We start from the raw sequence: 16097 nt of genomic DNA, 5'->3' as shown, positions 1-16097 counted from the left end.
GAAGAAACGATGGCCACAGTCGACCTCAGGGACGTCAGAAAGACCTATGCCGGCAATGTCGAGGCGGTGAAGGGCGTTTCCATCGCCATTGCCGACAAGGCGCTGTGCGTGCTGGTCGGCCCCTCGGGCTGCGGCAAGTCCACGCTGCTGCGCATGATCGCCGGGCTGGAAACGATCACCGACGGCACGGTCGCGATCGACGGCAAGGTGGTCAACACGACCGGCCCGGCCGAGCGCGACATCGCGATGGTGTTCCAGAACTATGCGCTCTACCCGCATATGAAGGTCTACGACAACATGGCCTATGGCCTGCGCAACCGCGGCACGCCGCGCGACGAGATCGACAGGCGCGTGCGCGAGGCGGCCGAAAAGCTGGAATTGGGAGCGCTGCTCGACCGGCGCCCGCGCGAACTTTCGGGCGGCCAGCGCCAGCGCGTGGCCATGGGGCGCGCCATCGTGCGCAATCCGAAAGTGTTCCTGTTCGACGAGCCGCTGTCCAATCTCGACGCCAAGCTGCGCGGCCAGATGCGGGTCGAGATCAAGAATTTGCAGCGTTCGCTCGGCGTCACCAGCGTCTATGTCACCCACGACCAGCTTGAGGCGATGACGCTGGCCGATACGCTGGTGGTGATGAATGCCGGCCGCGTCGAGCAGGCCGGCAATCCGCTCGACATCTATGAGAAGCCTGCCTCGACCTTCGTGGCGAGTTTCATCGGCGCGCCGCCGATGAACCTTCTGTCTCTGTCGCAAAACGGCGATGGGCCGGCGCTGCCGGATGGCGCGAAGCTGGCGGCGGCGCCCAAGGGGGCGGCGACGCTTGGTTTCAGGCCCGAGGATGCGGAGGCGACGGTCGCCAATGGCGCCGCGCATGAGGGGCTTTCGCTGCCGGCGACGGTCGAGGGCGTGGAGCCGGTCGGGGCCGAAAGCTTCCTTTACTGCGCGGCAGGCGGCGGGCGCATCGTCGTGCGCGTGGCAGGCCGCGCCACCGCAAATCCGGGCGACCGGCTTGAAGTGAAGGCGAAACCGGAAAAACTGCACTGGTTCGACCGCGAGGGACGGCGGGTGTCCTCGATCTGATTTCGCACGGCCCGGCTTGTGCGATGAAAGATTGAGGCGCAAAATTTGACAGATCGGGGACGGTCATCACCCTAATGGGAGGTATGTCATGACCGAGCTTGATCTCATAACTCTCGATTCAACCAAAGTGACCATCGACGGTGCCGCGCTTGAAGGGCTGGGCGCCGGCCTGCGCGGCCGTCTGCTTCGTGAGACGGACGTGGAATATGAGGCCGTGCGCGCCATCTGGAACGACATGATCGACTTCCGGCCGGGGCTGATCGTGCGTTGCGCCGGGACTGCCGATGTCCTCAGGGCAGTGCGTTTTGCAAGGGACAACAGGCTTCTCGTCGCGGTGCGCGGCGGCGGCCACAACATTGCCGGAAGCGCGCTCTGCTCCGGCGGCCTGATGATCGATCTTTCGCTCATGAAGTCGGTCCGGGTCGATCCGGCGGCGGGCCATGCCTGGGTGGAACCTGGCGCAACGCTTGCCGATGTCGATGCCGAGACGCAGGCCTTCGGGCTGGCGGTGCCGACCGGCATCAACTCCACCACCGGCATTGCCGGACTGGCGCTTGGCGGGGGCTTCGGCTGGCTGACCCGGAAATTCGGCCTGACCGCCGACAATCTGCTTTCGGCGGATGTCGTTACCGCCAATGGCGCGCTGGTGCGGGCAAATGTCAGCGAACATCCGGATCTGTTCTGGGCGTTGCGCGGCGGCGGCGGCAATTTCGGCATCGTCACGGCTTTCGAGTTCCGGCTGCACAAGGTCGGCCCCGAGGTGCTGTCCGGCCTCGTCGTCCATCCGTTCGGCGAGGCGCGTACCATCCTGCAGCAATATCGCGAGCAGCTTGCGGCAACGCCCGACCAATTCAGCTGCTGGGCGGTCATGCGCCAGGCGCCGCCATTGCCGTTCCTGCCGGCCGAATGGCACGGCAAGGAGGTGCTGGTTCTGGCCATGTGCGACTGTGCAACGCTCGAAGCCGGCGAGAAGGACGCGGCGCAGATGCGGGCGATCGGCAAGCCCATCGCCGATGTCGTCGGCCCGCACCCCTTCGTCGGCTGGCAGCAGGCGTTCGATCCCTTGCTGGCGCCCGGCGCGCGCAACTACTGGAAGAGCCACGATCTGGCCGAGCTTTCCGATGCTGCCATCGACCTGCTGATCAATGCGGTTCGGGAGCTGCCGGGGCCTGAATGCGAGATCTTCATCGGCTATGTCGGCGGCGCGGCCAGCCGCGTTCCGGCCGGCGCCACGGCATTTCCGCAGCGCCTGCCGCATTTCGTGATCAACGTCCATGCGCGCTGGCGCGATCCGGCAATGGACAAGGCCTGCATTGCCTGGGCCCGCAGCCTGTATGAGGCGGCCAGGCCGCTGGCGATCGGAACGGCCTATGTGAACTTCATGCCCGGCGACGAGGCGAACCGCGTCGAGGCAGCCTATGGCGCGAACTACCATCGGCTGGCGGAGGTCAAGCGGCGCTATGATCCGCAGAACCTGTTCCGCGTGAACCAGAACGTGCGTCCGCTGGAGACGCTGCGCGCCGCTTAGAGCATGTTGCAGCCAAGTGGAATCACTTGGCGTCGCATACATGCGGTGAAATCAGCTGGACCATGATGTCGTCCGAAAGCCGCATCATACTTTTCGTCATCATGGTCTGGCAAAAAAGAAGGAGCGCGACAGGCGCGCTCCTCTTCAATACCGGTGGTCAGAATGCCTTGAAGCGCTGGCCGCGCTCCCTTCAACGGGTGGGCACGGGGTGTTCACCGCGATAGTCGTAGAAGCCGCGACCGGTCTTGCGGCCAAGCCAGCCGGCCTCGACATATTTCACCAGAAGCGGGCAGGGGCGGTATTTGGAGTCCGACAGGCCGTCATGCAGCACCTGCATGATCGACAGGCAGGTGTCGAGGCCGATGAAGTCGGCAAGCTGCAACGGTCCCATCGGGTGATTGGCGCCGAGCCGCATGGCGGTGTCGATGGCCTCGACCGAGCCTACGCCCTCATAGAGCGTGTAGATCGCCTCGTTGATCATCGGCAGCAGGATGCGGTTGACGATGAAGGCCGGAAAATCTTCCGAGACGGTCGCGGTCTTGTCGAGGCGTCGCACGAATTCCTTGGAGGCCTCGAAAGTCTGGTCTTCGGTGGCGATGCCGCGCACCAGTTCCACCAGCTTCATCACCGGAACCGGGTTCATGAAGTGGATGCCGATGAAGCGCTCCGGGCGGTCGGTCTGCGAGGCGAGGCGGGTGATCGAGATCGACGAGGTGTTGGTGGCGAGGATGGCTTCGGGGTTGAGCACGGGGCAGATCTGCGCATAGATCTTGCGCTTGACCGTCTCGTCTTCGGTGGCGGCCTCGATGACCAGATCGGCTTCGGCGAGATCGGCCATGTTGGGCGCGGCGCCGATGCGCGCCAGCGCTTCCTGCCGGATGTCCTCGGCCAGCTTTCCGCCCGAGACCTGGCGGGCCATGTTGCCGCTGATGGTGGCGATGCCCTTTTCGATGCGATCGCCGGAAATGTCGTAGAGGCGCACCTTGTATCCGGCCAGGGCCGCGACATGGGCGATGCCGCCGCCCATCTGGCCAGCGCCGATAATACCGATCGTCTCAATGTTGGTCATTACACTGATCCCGTCTTCTGGCCTCGAGGCCTGCTTTTTGTGCAGTGCAAACTAAATGGCCGGGGTGGTTTCGTCCACCCCGGCCACGGTATTTAATATGCTTGTCCGCCAGGCGTCAAAGCGCCTTTTCGAGTTCCGGCAGGATGGTGAAGAGGTCGCCGACGAGGCCGTAGTCCGCGACCTGGAAGATCGGCGCTTCCTCGTCCTTGTTGATGGCGACGATGACCTTCGAGTCCTTCATGCCGGCGAGGTGCTGGATCGCGCCCGAAATGCCGACGGCGATGTAGAGCTCCGGCGCCACGACCTTGCCGGTCTGGCCGACCTGCCAGTCGTTGGGCGCATAGCCCGCATCGACGGCGGCGCGCGAGGCGCCGACGGCGGCGCCCAGCTTGTCGGCCACCGGCAGGATCACTTCCTGGAACTTCTCGGCCGAACCGAGCGCGCGGCCGCCCGAGATGATGATCTTGGCCGAGGTCAGTTCCGGACGGTCGCTTTCCGACAGCTTGTTCTCGACGAACGAGGACAGGCCCGGATTGGCGGCGGCGGAAGCCGTCTCGACTGTGGCCGAGCCGCCTTCGGCAGCGGCCTGGAAGCCGGCCGTGCGCACGGTGATGACCTTCTTGGCCTCGCCCGACTGCACCGTCTGGATGGCGTTGCCGGCATAGATCGGCCGCTTGAAGGTGTCGGCCGACACGACCTCGACGATCTCGGAAATCTGCGAGACGTCGAGCAGGGCAGCCACGCGCGGGGCGACGTTCTTGCCCGAGGCGGTCGCCGGTGCGACGACGGTGTCGTAGTTGCCGGCCAGCGCCACGATCGTCGCGGCCAGCGGTTCGGCCAGACGCTCGGCGAGCTCGTCGGCCTCGATGAGCAGAACCTTGCGCACGCCGGTCAGCCTGGCGGCGGCGTCGGCTGCTGCCTTGGCGCCCTTGCCGGCGACCAGCACGTCGACATCAGAGCCGATCTTCAGCGCGGCGGTCAGCGCCTTGGCGGTCTGGTCGGAGAGCGAAGCGTTGTCGTGTTCGGCGATGAGGAGAATTGCCATGTCTTTGTCCTTTCCTTCCGAACCCTAGAGCACGCCGGCTTCGTTCTTCAGCTTGTCGACCAGCTCGGCGACGGAAGCCACCTTCACGCCCGCCTTGCGGCCGCCCGGCTCCTCGGTCTTCAGCACCTTCAGGCGCGGGGTGACGTCGGCGCCGAAATCGGCCGGCGACTTCTCGTCCAGCGGCTTCTTCTTGGCCTTCATGATGTTGGGCAGCGAGGCATAGCGCGGCTGGTTGAGGCGCAGGTCCGTGGTGACGATCGCCGGCAGCTTCAGATCCACGGTCTGCAGGCCGCCATCGACCTCGCGCGTGACCTTGGCATGATCGCCCTCGATCTCGACCTTGGAGGCGAAGGTGCCCTGCGCCCAGCCCAGAAGCGCTGCCAGCATCTGGCCGGTCTGGTTGGCGTCGTCGTCGATCGCCTGCTTGCCGAGGATGACCAGGCCGGGCGCTTCCGCCTCGACCACGCCCTTCAGCACCTTGGCGACGCCGAGCGGCTCGACCGTCTCGTCGGTCTTGACCAGAATGGCGCGGTCCGCACCCATGGCAAGCGCCGTGCGCAGCGTTTCGGCGGCCTGTGCCGGGCCGATCGACACCACCACGATCTCCTCGGCCTTGCCGGCTTCCTTGAGCCGGATCGCCTCTTCGACCGCGATTTCGTCGAACGGGTTCATCGACATCTTCACATTCGCCAGTTCGACGCCCGAGCCATCCGACTTAACGCGGATCTTCACGTTGTAGTCGACAACCCGCTTTACGGGCACGAGAACTTTCATGTGCTTGTCACCTCTCTGATGAAACTTCGGTGCGCTCTCTAGCAGAGCAGTGTCATGTCCATTTGTCGAATGACGACATATTGGACGGTAAAACAGAAATCCAGTCGTTTGCCGGTGGCGTCGGGCTTCCGTGCGCGGCGGACCCTAGTTAGCGTGGAAATCCGCGTCAATATCGGATGGCGAACCAAATCGGTTGAAAGCTTTGCGCCACCGGCTGAAAGGATTTCAGCGCCGTCCCCAGGGCGCGGTGTTGTCGTCCGCTACCGCGGCGGGCCGCGGCGCGGGGTCGGCGGAACGGGCGGGCTGCTCTTCCTCCTCGTGCTCGAACAGCGGCACGTCGCGGCTGCGCAACACCAGCACCAGCAAGCCGCCGGCCACGATGCCGCCGAGATGGCAGGCCCATGAAATCTGCTCGGCGTCGCCCAGGAAGAACATGGAAAGCTGGAACAGGATCCACAGGCCGAGCGAGATATAGGCGGGGATGCGCAAGGGTATGCGGCCGAAGGCCAGCACCCACACCTTCACGCGCGGATAGAGGATGAGATAGGCCGTCACGATGCCCGCCACCGCGCCGGACGCGCCGATCAGCGGCGCCTGCGAATCCGGCGTGACGAGCCCGTGGACGAGCGCGCCGGCGATGGCGCACAGTAGGTAGAAGGCGAGGTAGCGGAAATAGCCCAGCGCATCCTCGACATTGTCGCCGAACACCCACAGGAACAGCATGTTGCCGCCGAGGTGGAAGATGTCGTTGTGCAGGAAGGCGTAGGTGACATAGGTCAGCAGGGCCGGCACCATCGTCAGTTCCGCCGGCAGGATGGCCTTGTCGAAGGCCACCGACGGAATATAGCCCAGCCCCAGCATCCGCGCCTGGGTGGTGTATTCGTCCGGCGACGAGGTGAGGAAATACACCGCGACATTGATGGCGATCAGGCCGATCGTCACATACTGGTGCTTGATGTGCCTGAGGTGATTGGAATCGTAGAGCGGAATGAACATGGGTTCTTCTTCCGCCCTCCCGGCGGGATGCTACCTATTCTTGCCCGGAACCCATAGCACATCCGTGCTTCCATTGTCATTGACCACGCGGGCGGCGACAAAGAGGAAGTCGGACACGCGGTTGATGTATTTGATGCCGTCGCGGTTGACGTGCTCGGCCGGGTCCTGTGCCAGCGCCACCATGATGCGTTCGGCACGGCGCGCGACGGTGCGGGCCAGATGCAGCGCCGCCGAGGCCGGCGAGCCGCCCGGCAGCACGAAGGACCGCAGCGGCTGCAGGTTCTTGTTCAGGAGGTCGATCTCGGCTTCGAGGCGCGCGGTCTGTTCGGGAATGATGCGCAAGGGCTCGTAGCCGAGCGGCTTGCCGGTGTCGGGCGTGGCAAGGTCCGCGCCGAGGTCGAACAGGTCGTTCTGGATGCGCGCCAGCATGGCGTCGATCTGCGGGTGGTCCGCTGCCGTATGCAGCCGCGCCAGCCCGATGCAGGCATTGGCCTCGTCGACCGTGCCATAGGCCTCCACCCGTGTGTCGGATTTCAACCGCCGCTCCCCGGAACCGAGGCCGGTCGTGCCGTCGTCACCCGTGCGGGTGTAGATCTTGTTGAGCTTCACCATGTCCGTCCCCCCATCGAAATCGTCAGCCGCGGACGCCGCCGAAATAAAGCGCAAGGAGAATCAGCACCAGCGCGACCGCCTGCAGCACTATACGCATCTGCATGAGCTTGTTGGACCTGTTGCCCGAGCCGCCCCGCATCATGTTCATGAGCCCGCGCAGCAGCACGAAGACGACGCATGCCATGACGATGATTGCGAAGAAATTGAAAGTGCTTGCCATAGGATTTCCAGTTTCGTTTTCGGTCGGGCCGGGTTCGGGCAGCGCCAGGGCGCGCGGTCGATCCCGGCAGGCAATGCCCTTCACATAACGCGATCCGCGACGGGGGGATAGAAGGGCATGGCGCAAAACAGCATGAACCAGATGGAAGGGCGCAGAGAGCTGTGCGCAACCTGCGGTTCCGGCCGGGGCACCGCCCGTCAGGGTTGCCACGGGCAGTCAATGGCTCACATATTCGGCGATGGAAAGCGCCGAGGGAACACGCGCGGATGCGGCCGCATTGAGGAAAATCATCGCGATAAAGCGGGTGCTGTTCGACGCGCTCGGCCATTTCAACGACGATGACGGTTGGGCGATGGCGAGTTACCTGGCCATCTCGGCGCTGATGGCGCTCTTTCCCTTCCTCATCTTCGCAACCACGCTGGCGAGCTTTCTGGGCGCCAGGGCCTTTGCGGAAACCGCCGTCCATCTCGTCTTCGACACCTGGCCGGAACAGATCGCGGCTCCCATTGCAAGCGAGGTGGTCAATGTCCTGACCGTCCAGCGCGGCGACCTTCTGACCTATGGTGCGCTGCTGGCCGCATTCTTTGCCTCCAACGGCATCGAGGCGCTGCGCAGCGCGCTCAACCGCGCCTATCGCGTCACCGAGACGCGCTCCTTCATCTTTCGGCGGCTGCAAAGCCTTGCCTTCGTCCTGATCGCCACCATCGGTTTCGTCGCGATCAGCGTGCTGCTGGTGTTCGCGCCGTTGCTGGCGCGCCTGGCGGAAGCCCATTTCGAATGGATAAAGCCCTATATGGGCACCATCACGCTGTGGCGTTACATCGTCGCCTCGGCGGTGATCGTGCTCGGGCTTCTGGCTGTGCATATCTGGCTGCCGGCCGGCAAGCGCAGCTTCGTGTCGATCCTGCCCGGCATCGTCTTCACCCTGGCCGGCTGGCTGGTCGGCTCGACGGTCTTTGCCAGTTATCTCGACAATTTCTCGTCCTATGTGACGACCTATGCGGGGCTGGCCTCGATCATGATCGCGATCGTGTTCCTCTACATCGTCTCGGCGATCTTCATCCTGGGCGGGGAACTGAACGCCGCGATCACACGCTATCGCGAAGCCCGCGCGCGCGTGGGCGCCTGAGCGGTGGCAAGGCCGACGCCGAGCGTCGCCAGCACCATGCCGGCGATCTGCACCGGGGTCAGATGCTCGCCGAACAGCGCCCAGGCCATGATCGCGGTGACGACCGGCACCAGATAGAACAAGGACGACACCTTCGACATCTCGCCGTCGCGGATCATCACCATCAGCAGGAAGATCGCGCCGATCGACAGCACCAGCACCAGCCAGGCCATGGCGAAGATCAGTTCGCCATTGATGGTCACGGTGCGCGTCTCAAGGGCGAAGGAGGCAAGCGTCATCAGGACCGCGCCGCCAAGATATTGATAGAGCGTGCCGGTGACGAGGTCGCTGCCGGTGACGAAGCGCTTCTGCCAGATGGTGCCGGCGGTCATGCCGGCCATGCCGATCACCGCCGCCGTCAGCGTCTGCCACGTCACGCCGCTGCCGATTGTGCCGAGTTGAGGCGAAAGCACGACGACCACGCCCGCAAAGCCGGTGGCAAGGCCCGCCCAATGGCGTGGCTGCACGTCTTCGCCGAGGACGCGTCCGGCGACCAGTGCCGTCACCAGCGGCTGCAGGCCGGCGATCAGCGCCGCGATGCCTGCCGGCAGGCCCCGATGGATCGCCCAGAACACGGCGCCCAGATAGACGCCGTGCATCAGCGCGCCGGCAATGGTCGAATGCAGGGCTATGTGGGGTCCGACGCGACGCGCCCGCATCAGCATGATCAACAGCGCCAGCAGCGTGGCGGCCAGCGCGAAGCGTACCGCCAGGAAGGTGAAGGGTTCGGCCCACGGCATGGCATAGCGCGCGCCGATGAAGCCGGTGGACCACAGGATGACGAAGCTGGCGGGCAGGAAACGCTTGAGGGCTGGCATGATGCTTGACCCGTTGATCGGTGACGGCAGGCGTGGCCCACGCCGTTGATTGCTCTAATGCCATTCAGGACGGCAAGCAAAGTGAAACAATTGATCCATAAATTCACGATGATTGAGGACGATTTCACGGGACGCGGATTGTCGAAGCTTCGAAAGGAGCGGGCATGCTGTGGAATCTCGAACCCGGCTGGCTGCTGATGGCGGTCGCGCTCGTGGCGGTGGTCGCTTTCTTCTTCGGCGCGGCGCTCGATGCCATCATGCGCGAGGACGGCTTTGGCCCGGTCGGCAATATGGTGCTGCTGAGCGCCGGCTTTTTCGGCGCGATCCTTTGCGCCAATTTCTACGATATCGTCCTGAGCGACATGACATTTGCCATGGCGGTGGGGCTGGGCGGCGCTTTCGTGCTGTTTGCTCTGCTGGCCTTCGCGAAAGCGGCGATCTCGCGCCTTTGAGCCGGCATCATGGTCTATCAATTGATTTTGCCGCATGTGTGCGACGCCAGGTGGTTCCACCTGGCTGCAACCGCTAGAGCCCGACCATCCGGCGGATTTCCTCCGGCGTCACGCCGTTTGCGCGCAAGGCGGCAAGGCCGCTGTCGCCCAGGCTTTTGGAAAGCTTGCGCCCGTCGGGTCCGAGGATCAGGCGATGGTGGAAATAGCGCGGCTCGGGCAGGCCCAGCAGGGTTTGCAGCAGGCGCTGCACGGCGGTCGCGAAATAGAGGTCGCGGCCGCGCACCACATGGCTGATGCCCTGCAACGCATCGTCGACGATCACCGACAGATGATAGCTGGTGGGGATTTCGCGCCGCGCGATCACCACGTCGCCCCAGTCCTGCGGGCGCGCCGCGACGGTTTCCGCTCCGGCCAGCGTCATATCGGAAAATTCCTGCCATGAAAGCGGGGCGGCGACGCGGGCGAGGGCTGCGTCCATGTCCAGCCGCCATGCGAAGGGCATGCCGCTGTCGATGCGCCGCTGCCGCTCGGCGCGCGAAAGGGTTTTGTCTGAGGCGGGATAGAGCGGCGCGCCGTCGGGATCGCGCGGCCATCGTGCGCCGCTGGTCTCCACCTGTGCGATATGCGCGCGGATTTCGCCGCGGCTCATGAAGGCGGGGTAGACCAACTCCTCATCGATCAGGCGCTGCAGCAGCACCCGATATTCCCCGAAATGCTCCGACTGGCGGCGGACCGGCTCCTCCCAGCCTATGCCCAGCCAGGCAAGGTCACGCAGCAGCGCCGCCTCGAAGGCGGGCGTGCAACGGGTGATGTCGATATCCTCGATGCGCAGCAGCAGGCGGCCGCGCAGGGCTGCGGCAAGGTCCGAGTTGAGCAGCGCCGAACAGGCATGGCCCAGATGCAATTCGCCGTTCGGGCTTGGCGCGAAGCGGAAGACCGGCCTGGCAGGAGAGTTCATCTGCAATGCCTGTATCGGATTGAACGGATCATGATCCGATTGCTACTTTGCCGCCCGAACCGGAACAAGACCCATGCGCCGAATCACCTGCCTGGACGACATTGCCGAAGGGCTCGACGCGCTCTGCGCCATCGATCCGCGCCTGAGCGACGTGCGCGCGCAGGCGGGCGAGGTGCCGCTGCGGCTGTCGGAACCGGGGTTTTTCAGCCTCGCCTCGATCATCGTTTCGCAGCAGGTGTCGCGCGCCAGCGCCGACGCCATCTTCGGGCGGCTGATCCGGCTGGTCGATCCGCTCACCCCGCAGGCGCTGCTCGATGCGGGCGAGCCGGTGTTTCGCGAGGCCGGCCTGTCGCGGCCCAAGATACGCACCCTGCTTGCCGTGTCGCGGGCCGTTCAGGAGGGGCTCGACCTCAATCATCTGTGCAGGCTCGACGCGGAGGATGCAATCCATCACATGACGGCCGTGCCGGGCATCGGCCCGTGGACGGCGGAGGTCTATCTGCTGTTCGCCGCCGGCCATCCCGACATATTTCCCGCGCGCGACGTGGCATTGCAAACGGCGGTGGGGCAGGCGCTCCGCGTGGACCCGCGCCCGGGCGAGAAAGCGCTGATCGGGCTGGCCGAATCATGGAGCCCGTGGCGGGGCGTCGCGGCCCGGCTTTTCTGGTCATATTATCGTGAAACGCGTGGCAGAGACGCCGCACCTCCCTCGCAAATGCCAAAAAAAGCCTGAAATCGGTGTTTTTTCCACGGGGTGAATGACACCGAAACTGCTTCACATCCCTGTCATGCCGGGCGTACAGTATTTGCGCCGACAGGTTCGATGAACAAGGAGGTACGTCAGTGACGGTCACCGTCTCACCGGATGGCCTTCCCGCACTTGTGCTGAACGCGGATTATCGCCCGCTCAGCTATTACCCCTTGTCGCTCTGGTCGTGGCAGGATGCCATCAAGGCTGTGTTCCTCGACCGGGTCAACATCGTCGCCGAATATGAGCACGCGGTTTCGTCGCCGTCCTTCTCGATGCGCCTGCCCAGCGTCGTCAGTCTCAAGACCTACGTCAAGCCGTCGCGCTATCCGGCCTTCACCCGCTTCAACGTGTTCCTGCGCGATCGCTTCCAGTGCCAGTATTGCGGCACCCCGGAGGACCTGACCTTCGATCATGTCATCCCGCGCCATCGCGGCGGGGCCACCACCTGGGAGAACGTGGTTGCCGCCTGCTCCCCCTGCAATCTGAAGAAGGGCGGGCTGATGCCGGCGCAGGCCAGGATGTGGCCGAAGCAGACGCCCTATCAGCCGACCGTGCACGACCTGCACAACAATGGCCGGCTGTTCCCGCCCAACTATCTGCACGAAAGCTGGATGGACTATCTCTACTGGGATGTCGAACTGGAACCGTAGAGGCTGATCCCGGAAATCGGGAGCCCGTATTCGTGGAAAATGGCCACTCTTTTGGGTAAAATGAGAGGGACCGGGGCGACGATTCATGCAAATCGTCGTCCCGATTTGATGGTTTCAAGCCGCCTTTTTGCAGATATTCACGGCTTTCCGGTCGCGCCGCGAAAGGCGATGACCGTCAGGATCAGGCTGGCGATGACGTTCCAGCCGGCCATGGAAAGACCCAGGATACGCAAGGCCGCCTTCTCGCAGGAGGGTGGCATCACCGTGTTGAGGGCGTCGAGAATGCCGCCGCCATTGGTGTTCACCGGCGCCGAAACCGCCGTGCAGTCGGCCGGACCGGGCCACCAGCCCCATTCGACGCCCGAGTGATAGGCCGCGAGGCCGAGGCCGTAGAGCATCAGCAAGCCGCCGATCAGGAGAAGCCCGCGGGTGATCATCGCTGGCCAGTGCAGGGTCGACGACAGCGCGGCGACGGCCATCAGCGGCACGCCGATATAGTATGGCGTGCGCTGCTCAAGGCACAGTTTGCAGGGTATGTAGCCGCCGATATGCTCGAAGCCGAGCGCCGTGCCGACAACCGCCGCCATGGCGACGAGCAGCAGGAGCGCGGTGACGGTCTGGACGCTGCTGGTGGGTTGGGTGAGGCTGGACATGAGGGTCTTCCGTTGCCGTGATTTGCGGGGTCAGAGGGCGTATCTGACCGCGACGTAGAGAACGATGAGCGCGGCCGCCGCACCGCCCGCGATAAGCCCCAGGCGCTCCTCGATGAAATGGCGGATCGGTGCGCCATAGCGGCGCAGCAGCCAGGCCAGGAAGAAGAAGCGCGCACCGCGCGCGATGATCGCCGAGACGATGAACAGGCCCAGATTGACATGCATGACCCCGGCCAGGATCGTCACCACCTTGATCGGCGGCAGATGGGCCACGCCGGAGGTGACGAGCATCAGCAGGATGAAGCCCATGCCCGAAGACGTCCGGAGCGCTTCGAACTCGTCGAACTTGCCGTAGAATTCCAGCACCGGCCTGGCGATGCTCTCATAGGCGTAATAGCCGAGATACCAGCCGGCGATGCCGCCCAGCACCGAAGCGATGGTGGCGACCAGCGCGTAGCGATAGGCCCGGTCGGGCCGTGACAGCGCCATCGGCAGATAAAGCACGTCGGCCGGAACGAGGAAGACGGAGCTTTCCACGAAGGCAATGAAGGCGAGCCACCATTCGGCGGATTTGCGCGCGGCCAGCGACAGGGTCCAGTCGTAAAGTCTGCGAAGCATGGAATGTTCCGTTGGTGGGTTGCCTTGTCTAGAAAGATTTCCGTGGCTTCACAATGGCGGACGCTTCACGAAATCGACAGAATGACCCCGTGCGCGCGCCAGCGCGGCGTATGTGAGCCAATGCGGGCAACGCGGCGACTGGGTATAATTCCAGATTTAGGGCCGGTTTTGTCCGATGCCCCGGGCCGGCGTCCCGAACGATCCGTGAACCGGTGCTGTCGTGATGTGGGCGCCAGTCAATGTCCGCTGAAGACAAGGGTTTGAACCGGCAGCAGCAGCGCCTGTATCCGCAAGATCATGGCATGTACGACCCCGACGGTGTCCACCACATGGAGGAACAGTGAATGTGGCGTGCTCAGCTTGCCTGACGCGATGGCGTCGTGATTGTTGGTGTAGGCATTGGCGATGCAACTGCTTCCCGGCGGGATACCCTCGAGTTGCCCTGCGAAGAGCGGCTCCAGAAAGACCGTTATCGTTCCCGGCCGCGCTATCTGCTGAACATCGATCAGTTGATCGGTCGGACGGATTTGACCCGCGGCAATAACGTCCTGGACCTGCGTTACGACCATTGGAATGATGGTGAAGGGTTTGCCGATGCAGGTAACCTCCGCGATCATGCCGGCTTTCATGACCTGCGCTTCGATCTGGCCAAAGCCTGCAATCAGGGCCTTGCGCCCTGCTTCGGCAGGAACGAGGATGCCTGCCGCGCGCAGCATGGGATTGACGATGTCGCCGGGCCGAAGCGTGAACTGCTGGACCGTTCCGGCAATGCCGGCACGGACAAGCGTTTTGTCCAGATCGATCTGTGCCTGGGCCAGGGCCGCTTCCGCGCTGTCCTTCTGGGCGGGCAGAAGTGAAGACAGCTTCGTTTCCAGGGTCCGCTTGTTGGCGACCGCCGCGTCGACCGCGCCCTGTTGGGCATCAACCGCGACTTGCAGGCGCTCGATTTCACGAGCCGCGACGACATCCTTGTTTCGTGCCCGCAACTGGGTTTTGGTCTCCAGTTCGTTGATGGCCTGGGAATGAGCGCCCTGCGCCTGCCTGATCCGGCCATCAGCTTCGGCCAGTTCCACCTGCGCCACCGCAATCTCTGCATCGACTTCAGCGATACGTCGTTGAGCCGTCTCGCGTGCGGCTTCCTGCTCGGAACTGTCGAGCCGGAACAGGGGTGCACCAGCTTCGACCTTTTCGTTCACGTCCACATAGACTTCGGCGACACGACCGCTCGTTTCGGGAAGGATGGTGACCGTACGGAAAATGGCCGCGACATTGGTTGTCGAGGGGTGGAAGTAGAAGATCAGGGTGATCAGTGAAATCGTAAGCAGCAGACAAGCCGTGATGCCCCATCGCAACTCATACCAAACGGAATAAAGGGTCAGTTCGCGCCCGATTCTCTTGCCCTGAACGTAGCGGCGAAAGAGATAGTCCGGGAAAATCGTGACCATGGAACAGAGCAGCAATTCCAACATGGCTCAGTTTCCATCTTTTGGCGTCTCGGCAGCCGGTGCCGCAGTATTGTCCTGGATGTCCTCTCCCGCGGCGCGAGCTTCGGGCGCGTCGGGAGCCCGCGCCGTGCCCGCAGGTGAATTTCGCTCGCTGCGGAGGGCATCGGCCCGGTCGGCAAGCTTCTTGAGCGAGTCGGCCATCGAGGCCATCGGCGTCGACAAATCCGGCAGCCTGACGAGGGCCAGCAGAAGGGCGGCAATCCAGTAAAGGTGATTGTGGGTGAAAAGAGCGAGCAGTGCGAGGACGGCCACAATCTCCAGCTGAACCTTGCTCGTGCGATGTGCCACGCGTTCCGGGAGGGCATGAAGCTGGAAGTAGAGGTTGCCGATGATGAGGATCATCGCCACCAGGAATATGGCCACGACGACGAAGAGGACATCGGTTTGGCCGGGAGCGGTGATGAAGAATGGCAAATGCTCGATTGCGGCCGGATGCGCCGTGGCCGTCTCCTGCGCGAAGGCGGCATGGCCGGCAAGCAGACTGAACATCTCGACGAGTCCCCCCAGCACGGTCGGCCGGATAACTGGTGACATGTCCTGCTGCCTTCTCTCGGCGTAAAGTCAGGCTCAGTCATGGTTGCAGCGGTGAGCGGTTCAACACAAGCCGGGAAAATCCCTATGGGCAGGATCTCGGTTCAGGCGTGTCCGAGATTCGGAAAAGCTGCTGGCCGATCGTGCCGGCTTTCATTGCGGACAACCCCGACACGGTGAAGGATCCCCTCCGACTTGAGATGGCCTGTTGATCTGCCACGCTTCCCAGCCCGCATCCCAGCTTTTCCGTGCGCGATCTGTGGTTCACGCGGTGGCCATCCCGCCTTAGTGTGGAATGTCGTAGCGGGCATGGGAGTGTGAAATGGCCAATGAGCGAACTCCGAAGAAGCCGGTCACGACCACAGGCGATGCGGCAAGCGGTGGTGATTCCGGAAGCACCCTCCTGCCGATGCTGATCGGTGGTCTGATACTTATCGTCATCGGCGCGATCGTCGTAATGGTGTTTGTCTAGGCGCAAACGCAGAAGGAGCCCGGTGGCGAGGCTGGCTTTCGCCGCTGTGGCGGATGTCTCTTCCGGGAGTTCATGGCCGACTGCGACGCAGGTGACGCGCAGCGTGTTCGCCAGGTCAGCCTGCGCGTATGAGCCAACAAAAAAGCCCGGAAAACCGGGCTTCCTGATATCATGCGCCGCAGCCATGAACGGCTGTGACC

General features: G+C 63.8%; 19 protein-coding genes. 7 read left to right on the top strand and 12 right to left on the bottom strand.

Going from position 1 to position 16097, the window contains the following annotated elements; translation table 11 throughout:
* Window positions 1-9 precede the first annotated feature (9 nt).
* Both C7441_RS06890 and C7441_RS06885 read left to right on the top strand, forming a co-directional pair.
* The gene (locus C7441_RS06890; protein ID WP_109612242.1) at window positions 10-1077 is read left to right on the top strand and encodes a sn-glycerol-3-phosphate import ATP-binding protein UgpC; all 1068 of its coding nucleotides are present in this window, start codon (window positions 10-12) and stop codon (window positions 1075-1077) included.
* A gap of 88 nt (window positions 1078-1165) precedes the next feature.
* Window positions 1166-2605, top strand: coding sequence for an FAD-binding oxidoreductase (locus C7441_RS06885; RefSeq protein ID WP_109612241.1), 1440 nt, complete (start codon window positions 1166-1168; stop codon window positions 2603-2605).
* A 190-nt stretch (window positions 2606-2795) separates the two neighbouring features.
* On the opposite strand, the gene C7441_RS06880 is transcribed toward C7441_RS06885, so the two are convergent.
* The 6 genes from C7441_RS06880 to C7441_RS06855 all read right to left on the bottom strand — a co-directional run bounded on the left by C7441_RS06880 (window position 2796) and on the right by C7441_RS06855 (window position 7321).
* The gene (locus tag C7441_RS06880; RefSeq protein WP_109612240.1) at window positions 2796-3674 is read right to left on the bottom strand and encodes a 3-hydroxybutyryl-CoA dehydrogenase; all 879 of its coding nucleotides are present in this window, start codon (window positions 3672-3674) and stop codon (window positions 2796-2798) included.
* A gap of 115 nt (window positions 3675-3789) precedes the next feature.
* Entirely contained in the window at window positions 3790-4719 is a 930-nt protein-coding gene (locus C7441_RS06875; protein ID WP_019172231.1) for an electron transfer flavoprotein subunit alpha/FixB family protein, read from the bottom strand.
* 24 nt (window positions 4720-4743) lie between these two features.
* Complete coding sequence (locus C7441_RS06870; protein WP_026060405.1) at window positions 4744-5493, bottom strand: electron transfer flavoprotein subunit beta/FixA family protein; 750 nt, start codon at window positions 5491-5493, stop codon at window positions 4744-4746.
* 225 nt (window positions 5494-5718) lie between these two features.
* Window positions 5719-6489: a rhomboid family intramembrane serine protease gene (locus tag C7441_RS06865; RefSeq protein WP_109612239.1), complete on the bottom strand. Its 771-nt coding sequence runs from the start codon at window positions 6487-6489 to the stop codon at window positions 5719-5721.
* A 30-nt stretch (window positions 6490-6519) separates the two neighbouring features.
* Window positions 6520-7101: a cob(I)yrinic acid a,c-diamide adenosyltransferase gene (locus C7441_RS06860; RefSeq protein WP_019172228.1), complete on the bottom strand. Its 582-nt coding sequence runs from the start codon at window positions 7099-7101 to the stop codon at window positions 6520-6522.
* Between the two features lie 22 nt (window positions 7102-7123).
* A complete protein-coding gene (locus C7441_RS06855) occupies window positions 7124-7321 on the bottom strand; it encodes a twin transmembrane helix small protein (RefSeq protein ID WP_019172227.1) in 198 nt (65 codons plus the stop codon).
* A gap of 238 nt (window positions 7322-7559) precedes the next feature.
* Here C7441_RS06855 and C7441_RS06850 point away from each other — a divergent pair, with 238 nt between their 5' ends.
* Entirely contained in the window at window positions 7560-8450 is an 891-nt protein-coding gene (locus tag C7441_RS06850) for a YihY/virulence factor BrkB family protein (RefSeq protein ID WP_019172226.1), read from the top strand.
* Here C7441_RS06850 and C7441_RS06845 read toward each other — a convergent pair.
* On the bottom strand, window positions 8417-9307 hold the full coding sequence (locus C7441_RS06845) for a DMT family transporter (protein ID WP_109612238.1): 891 nt from the start codon (window positions 9305-9307) through the stop codon (window positions 8417-8419). The two genes, C7441_RS06850 and C7441_RS06845, sit on opposite strands and share 34 nt — an antisense overlap.
* Before the next feature lie 164 nt (window positions 9308-9471).
* On the opposite strand from C7441_RS06845, the gene C7441_RS06840 reads away from it, so the two are divergent.
* A complete protein-coding gene (locus tag C7441_RS06840; RefSeq protein WP_109612237.1) occupies window positions 9472-9759 on the top strand; it encodes a hypothetical protein in 288 nt (95 codons plus the stop codon).
* A 73-nt stretch (window positions 9760-9832) separates the two neighbouring features.
* Here C7441_RS06840 and gluQRS read toward each other — a convergent pair whose 3' ends face one another.
* Window positions 9833-10717, bottom strand: a complete 885-nt coding sequence (gene gluQRS, locus C7441_RS06835) for a tRNA glutamyl-Q(34) synthetase GluQRS (RefSeq protein WP_109612236.1) — start codon at window positions 10715-10717, stop codon at window positions 9833-9835.
* A 73-nt stretch (window positions 10718-10790) separates the two neighbouring features.
* On the opposite strand from gluQRS, the gene C7441_RS06830 reads away from it, so the two are divergent.
* Both C7441_RS06830 and C7441_RS06825 read left to right on the top strand, forming a co-directional pair.
* Window positions 10791-11450, top strand: coding sequence for a DNA-3-methyladenine glycosylase family protein (locus tag C7441_RS06830; RefSeq protein ID WP_109612235.1), 660 nt, complete (start codon window positions 10791-10793; stop codon window positions 11448-11450).
* Window positions 11451-11560: 110 nt separating this feature from the next.
* The gene (locus tag C7441_RS06825) at window positions 11561-12118 is read left to right on the top strand and encodes an HNH endonuclease (RefSeq protein ID WP_019172221.1); all 558 of its coding nucleotides are present in this window, start codon (window positions 11561-11563) and stop codon (window positions 12116-12118) included.
* A gap of 137 nt (window positions 12119-12255) precedes the next feature.
* Here the strand turns inward: C7441_RS06825 and C7441_RS06820 are convergent, their stop codons facing one another.
* The 4 genes from C7441_RS06820 to C7441_RS06805 all read right to left on the bottom strand — a co-directional run bounded on the left by C7441_RS06820 (window position 12256) and on the right by C7441_RS06805 (window position 15383).
* Window positions 12256-12771: a disulfide bond formation protein B gene (locus C7441_RS06820; RefSeq protein ID WP_019172220.1), complete on the bottom strand. Its 516-nt coding sequence runs from the start codon at window positions 12769-12771 to the stop codon at window positions 12256-12258.
* Window positions 12772-12801: 30 nt separating this feature from the next.
* Window positions 12802-13389, bottom strand: coding sequence for a YqaA family protein (locus C7441_RS06815; protein ID WP_109612234.1), 588 nt, complete (start codon window positions 13387-13389; stop codon window positions 12802-12804).
* Window positions 13390-13625: 236 nt separating this feature from the next.
* On the bottom strand, window positions 13626-14858 hold the full coding sequence (locus tag C7441_RS06810) for an HlyD family secretion protein (RefSeq protein ID WP_109612233.1): 1233 nt from the start codon (window positions 14856-14858) through the stop codon (window positions 13626-13628).
* 3 nt (window positions 14859-14861) lie between these two features.
* Window positions 14862-15383 carry a hypothetical protein gene (locus tag C7441_RS06805; protein WP_109612232.1) on the bottom strand — a complete coding sequence of 174 codons (522 nt, stop codon included), beginning with the start codon at window positions 15381-15383 and terminating at the stop codon, window positions 14862-14864.
* 364 nt (window positions 15384-15747) lie between these two features.
* Here C7441_RS06805 and C7441_RS23995 point away from each other — a divergent pair, with 364 nt between their 5' ends.
* Complete coding sequence (locus C7441_RS23995) at window positions 15748-15897, top strand: hypothetical protein (RefSeq protein ID WP_170125035.1); 150 nt, start codon at window positions 15748-15750, stop codon at window positions 15895-15897.
* Window positions 15898-16097 lie beyond the last annotated feature (200 nt).

This window comes from Pseudaminobacter salicylatoxidans, assembly GCF_003148475.1.
Taxonomy (GTDB): Bacteria; Pseudomonadota; Alphaproteobacteria; order Rhizobiales; family Rhizobiaceae; genus Pseudaminobacter; species Pseudaminobacter salicylatoxidans.
This window is presented reverse-complemented; position numbering and strand designations above follow the sequence as displayed.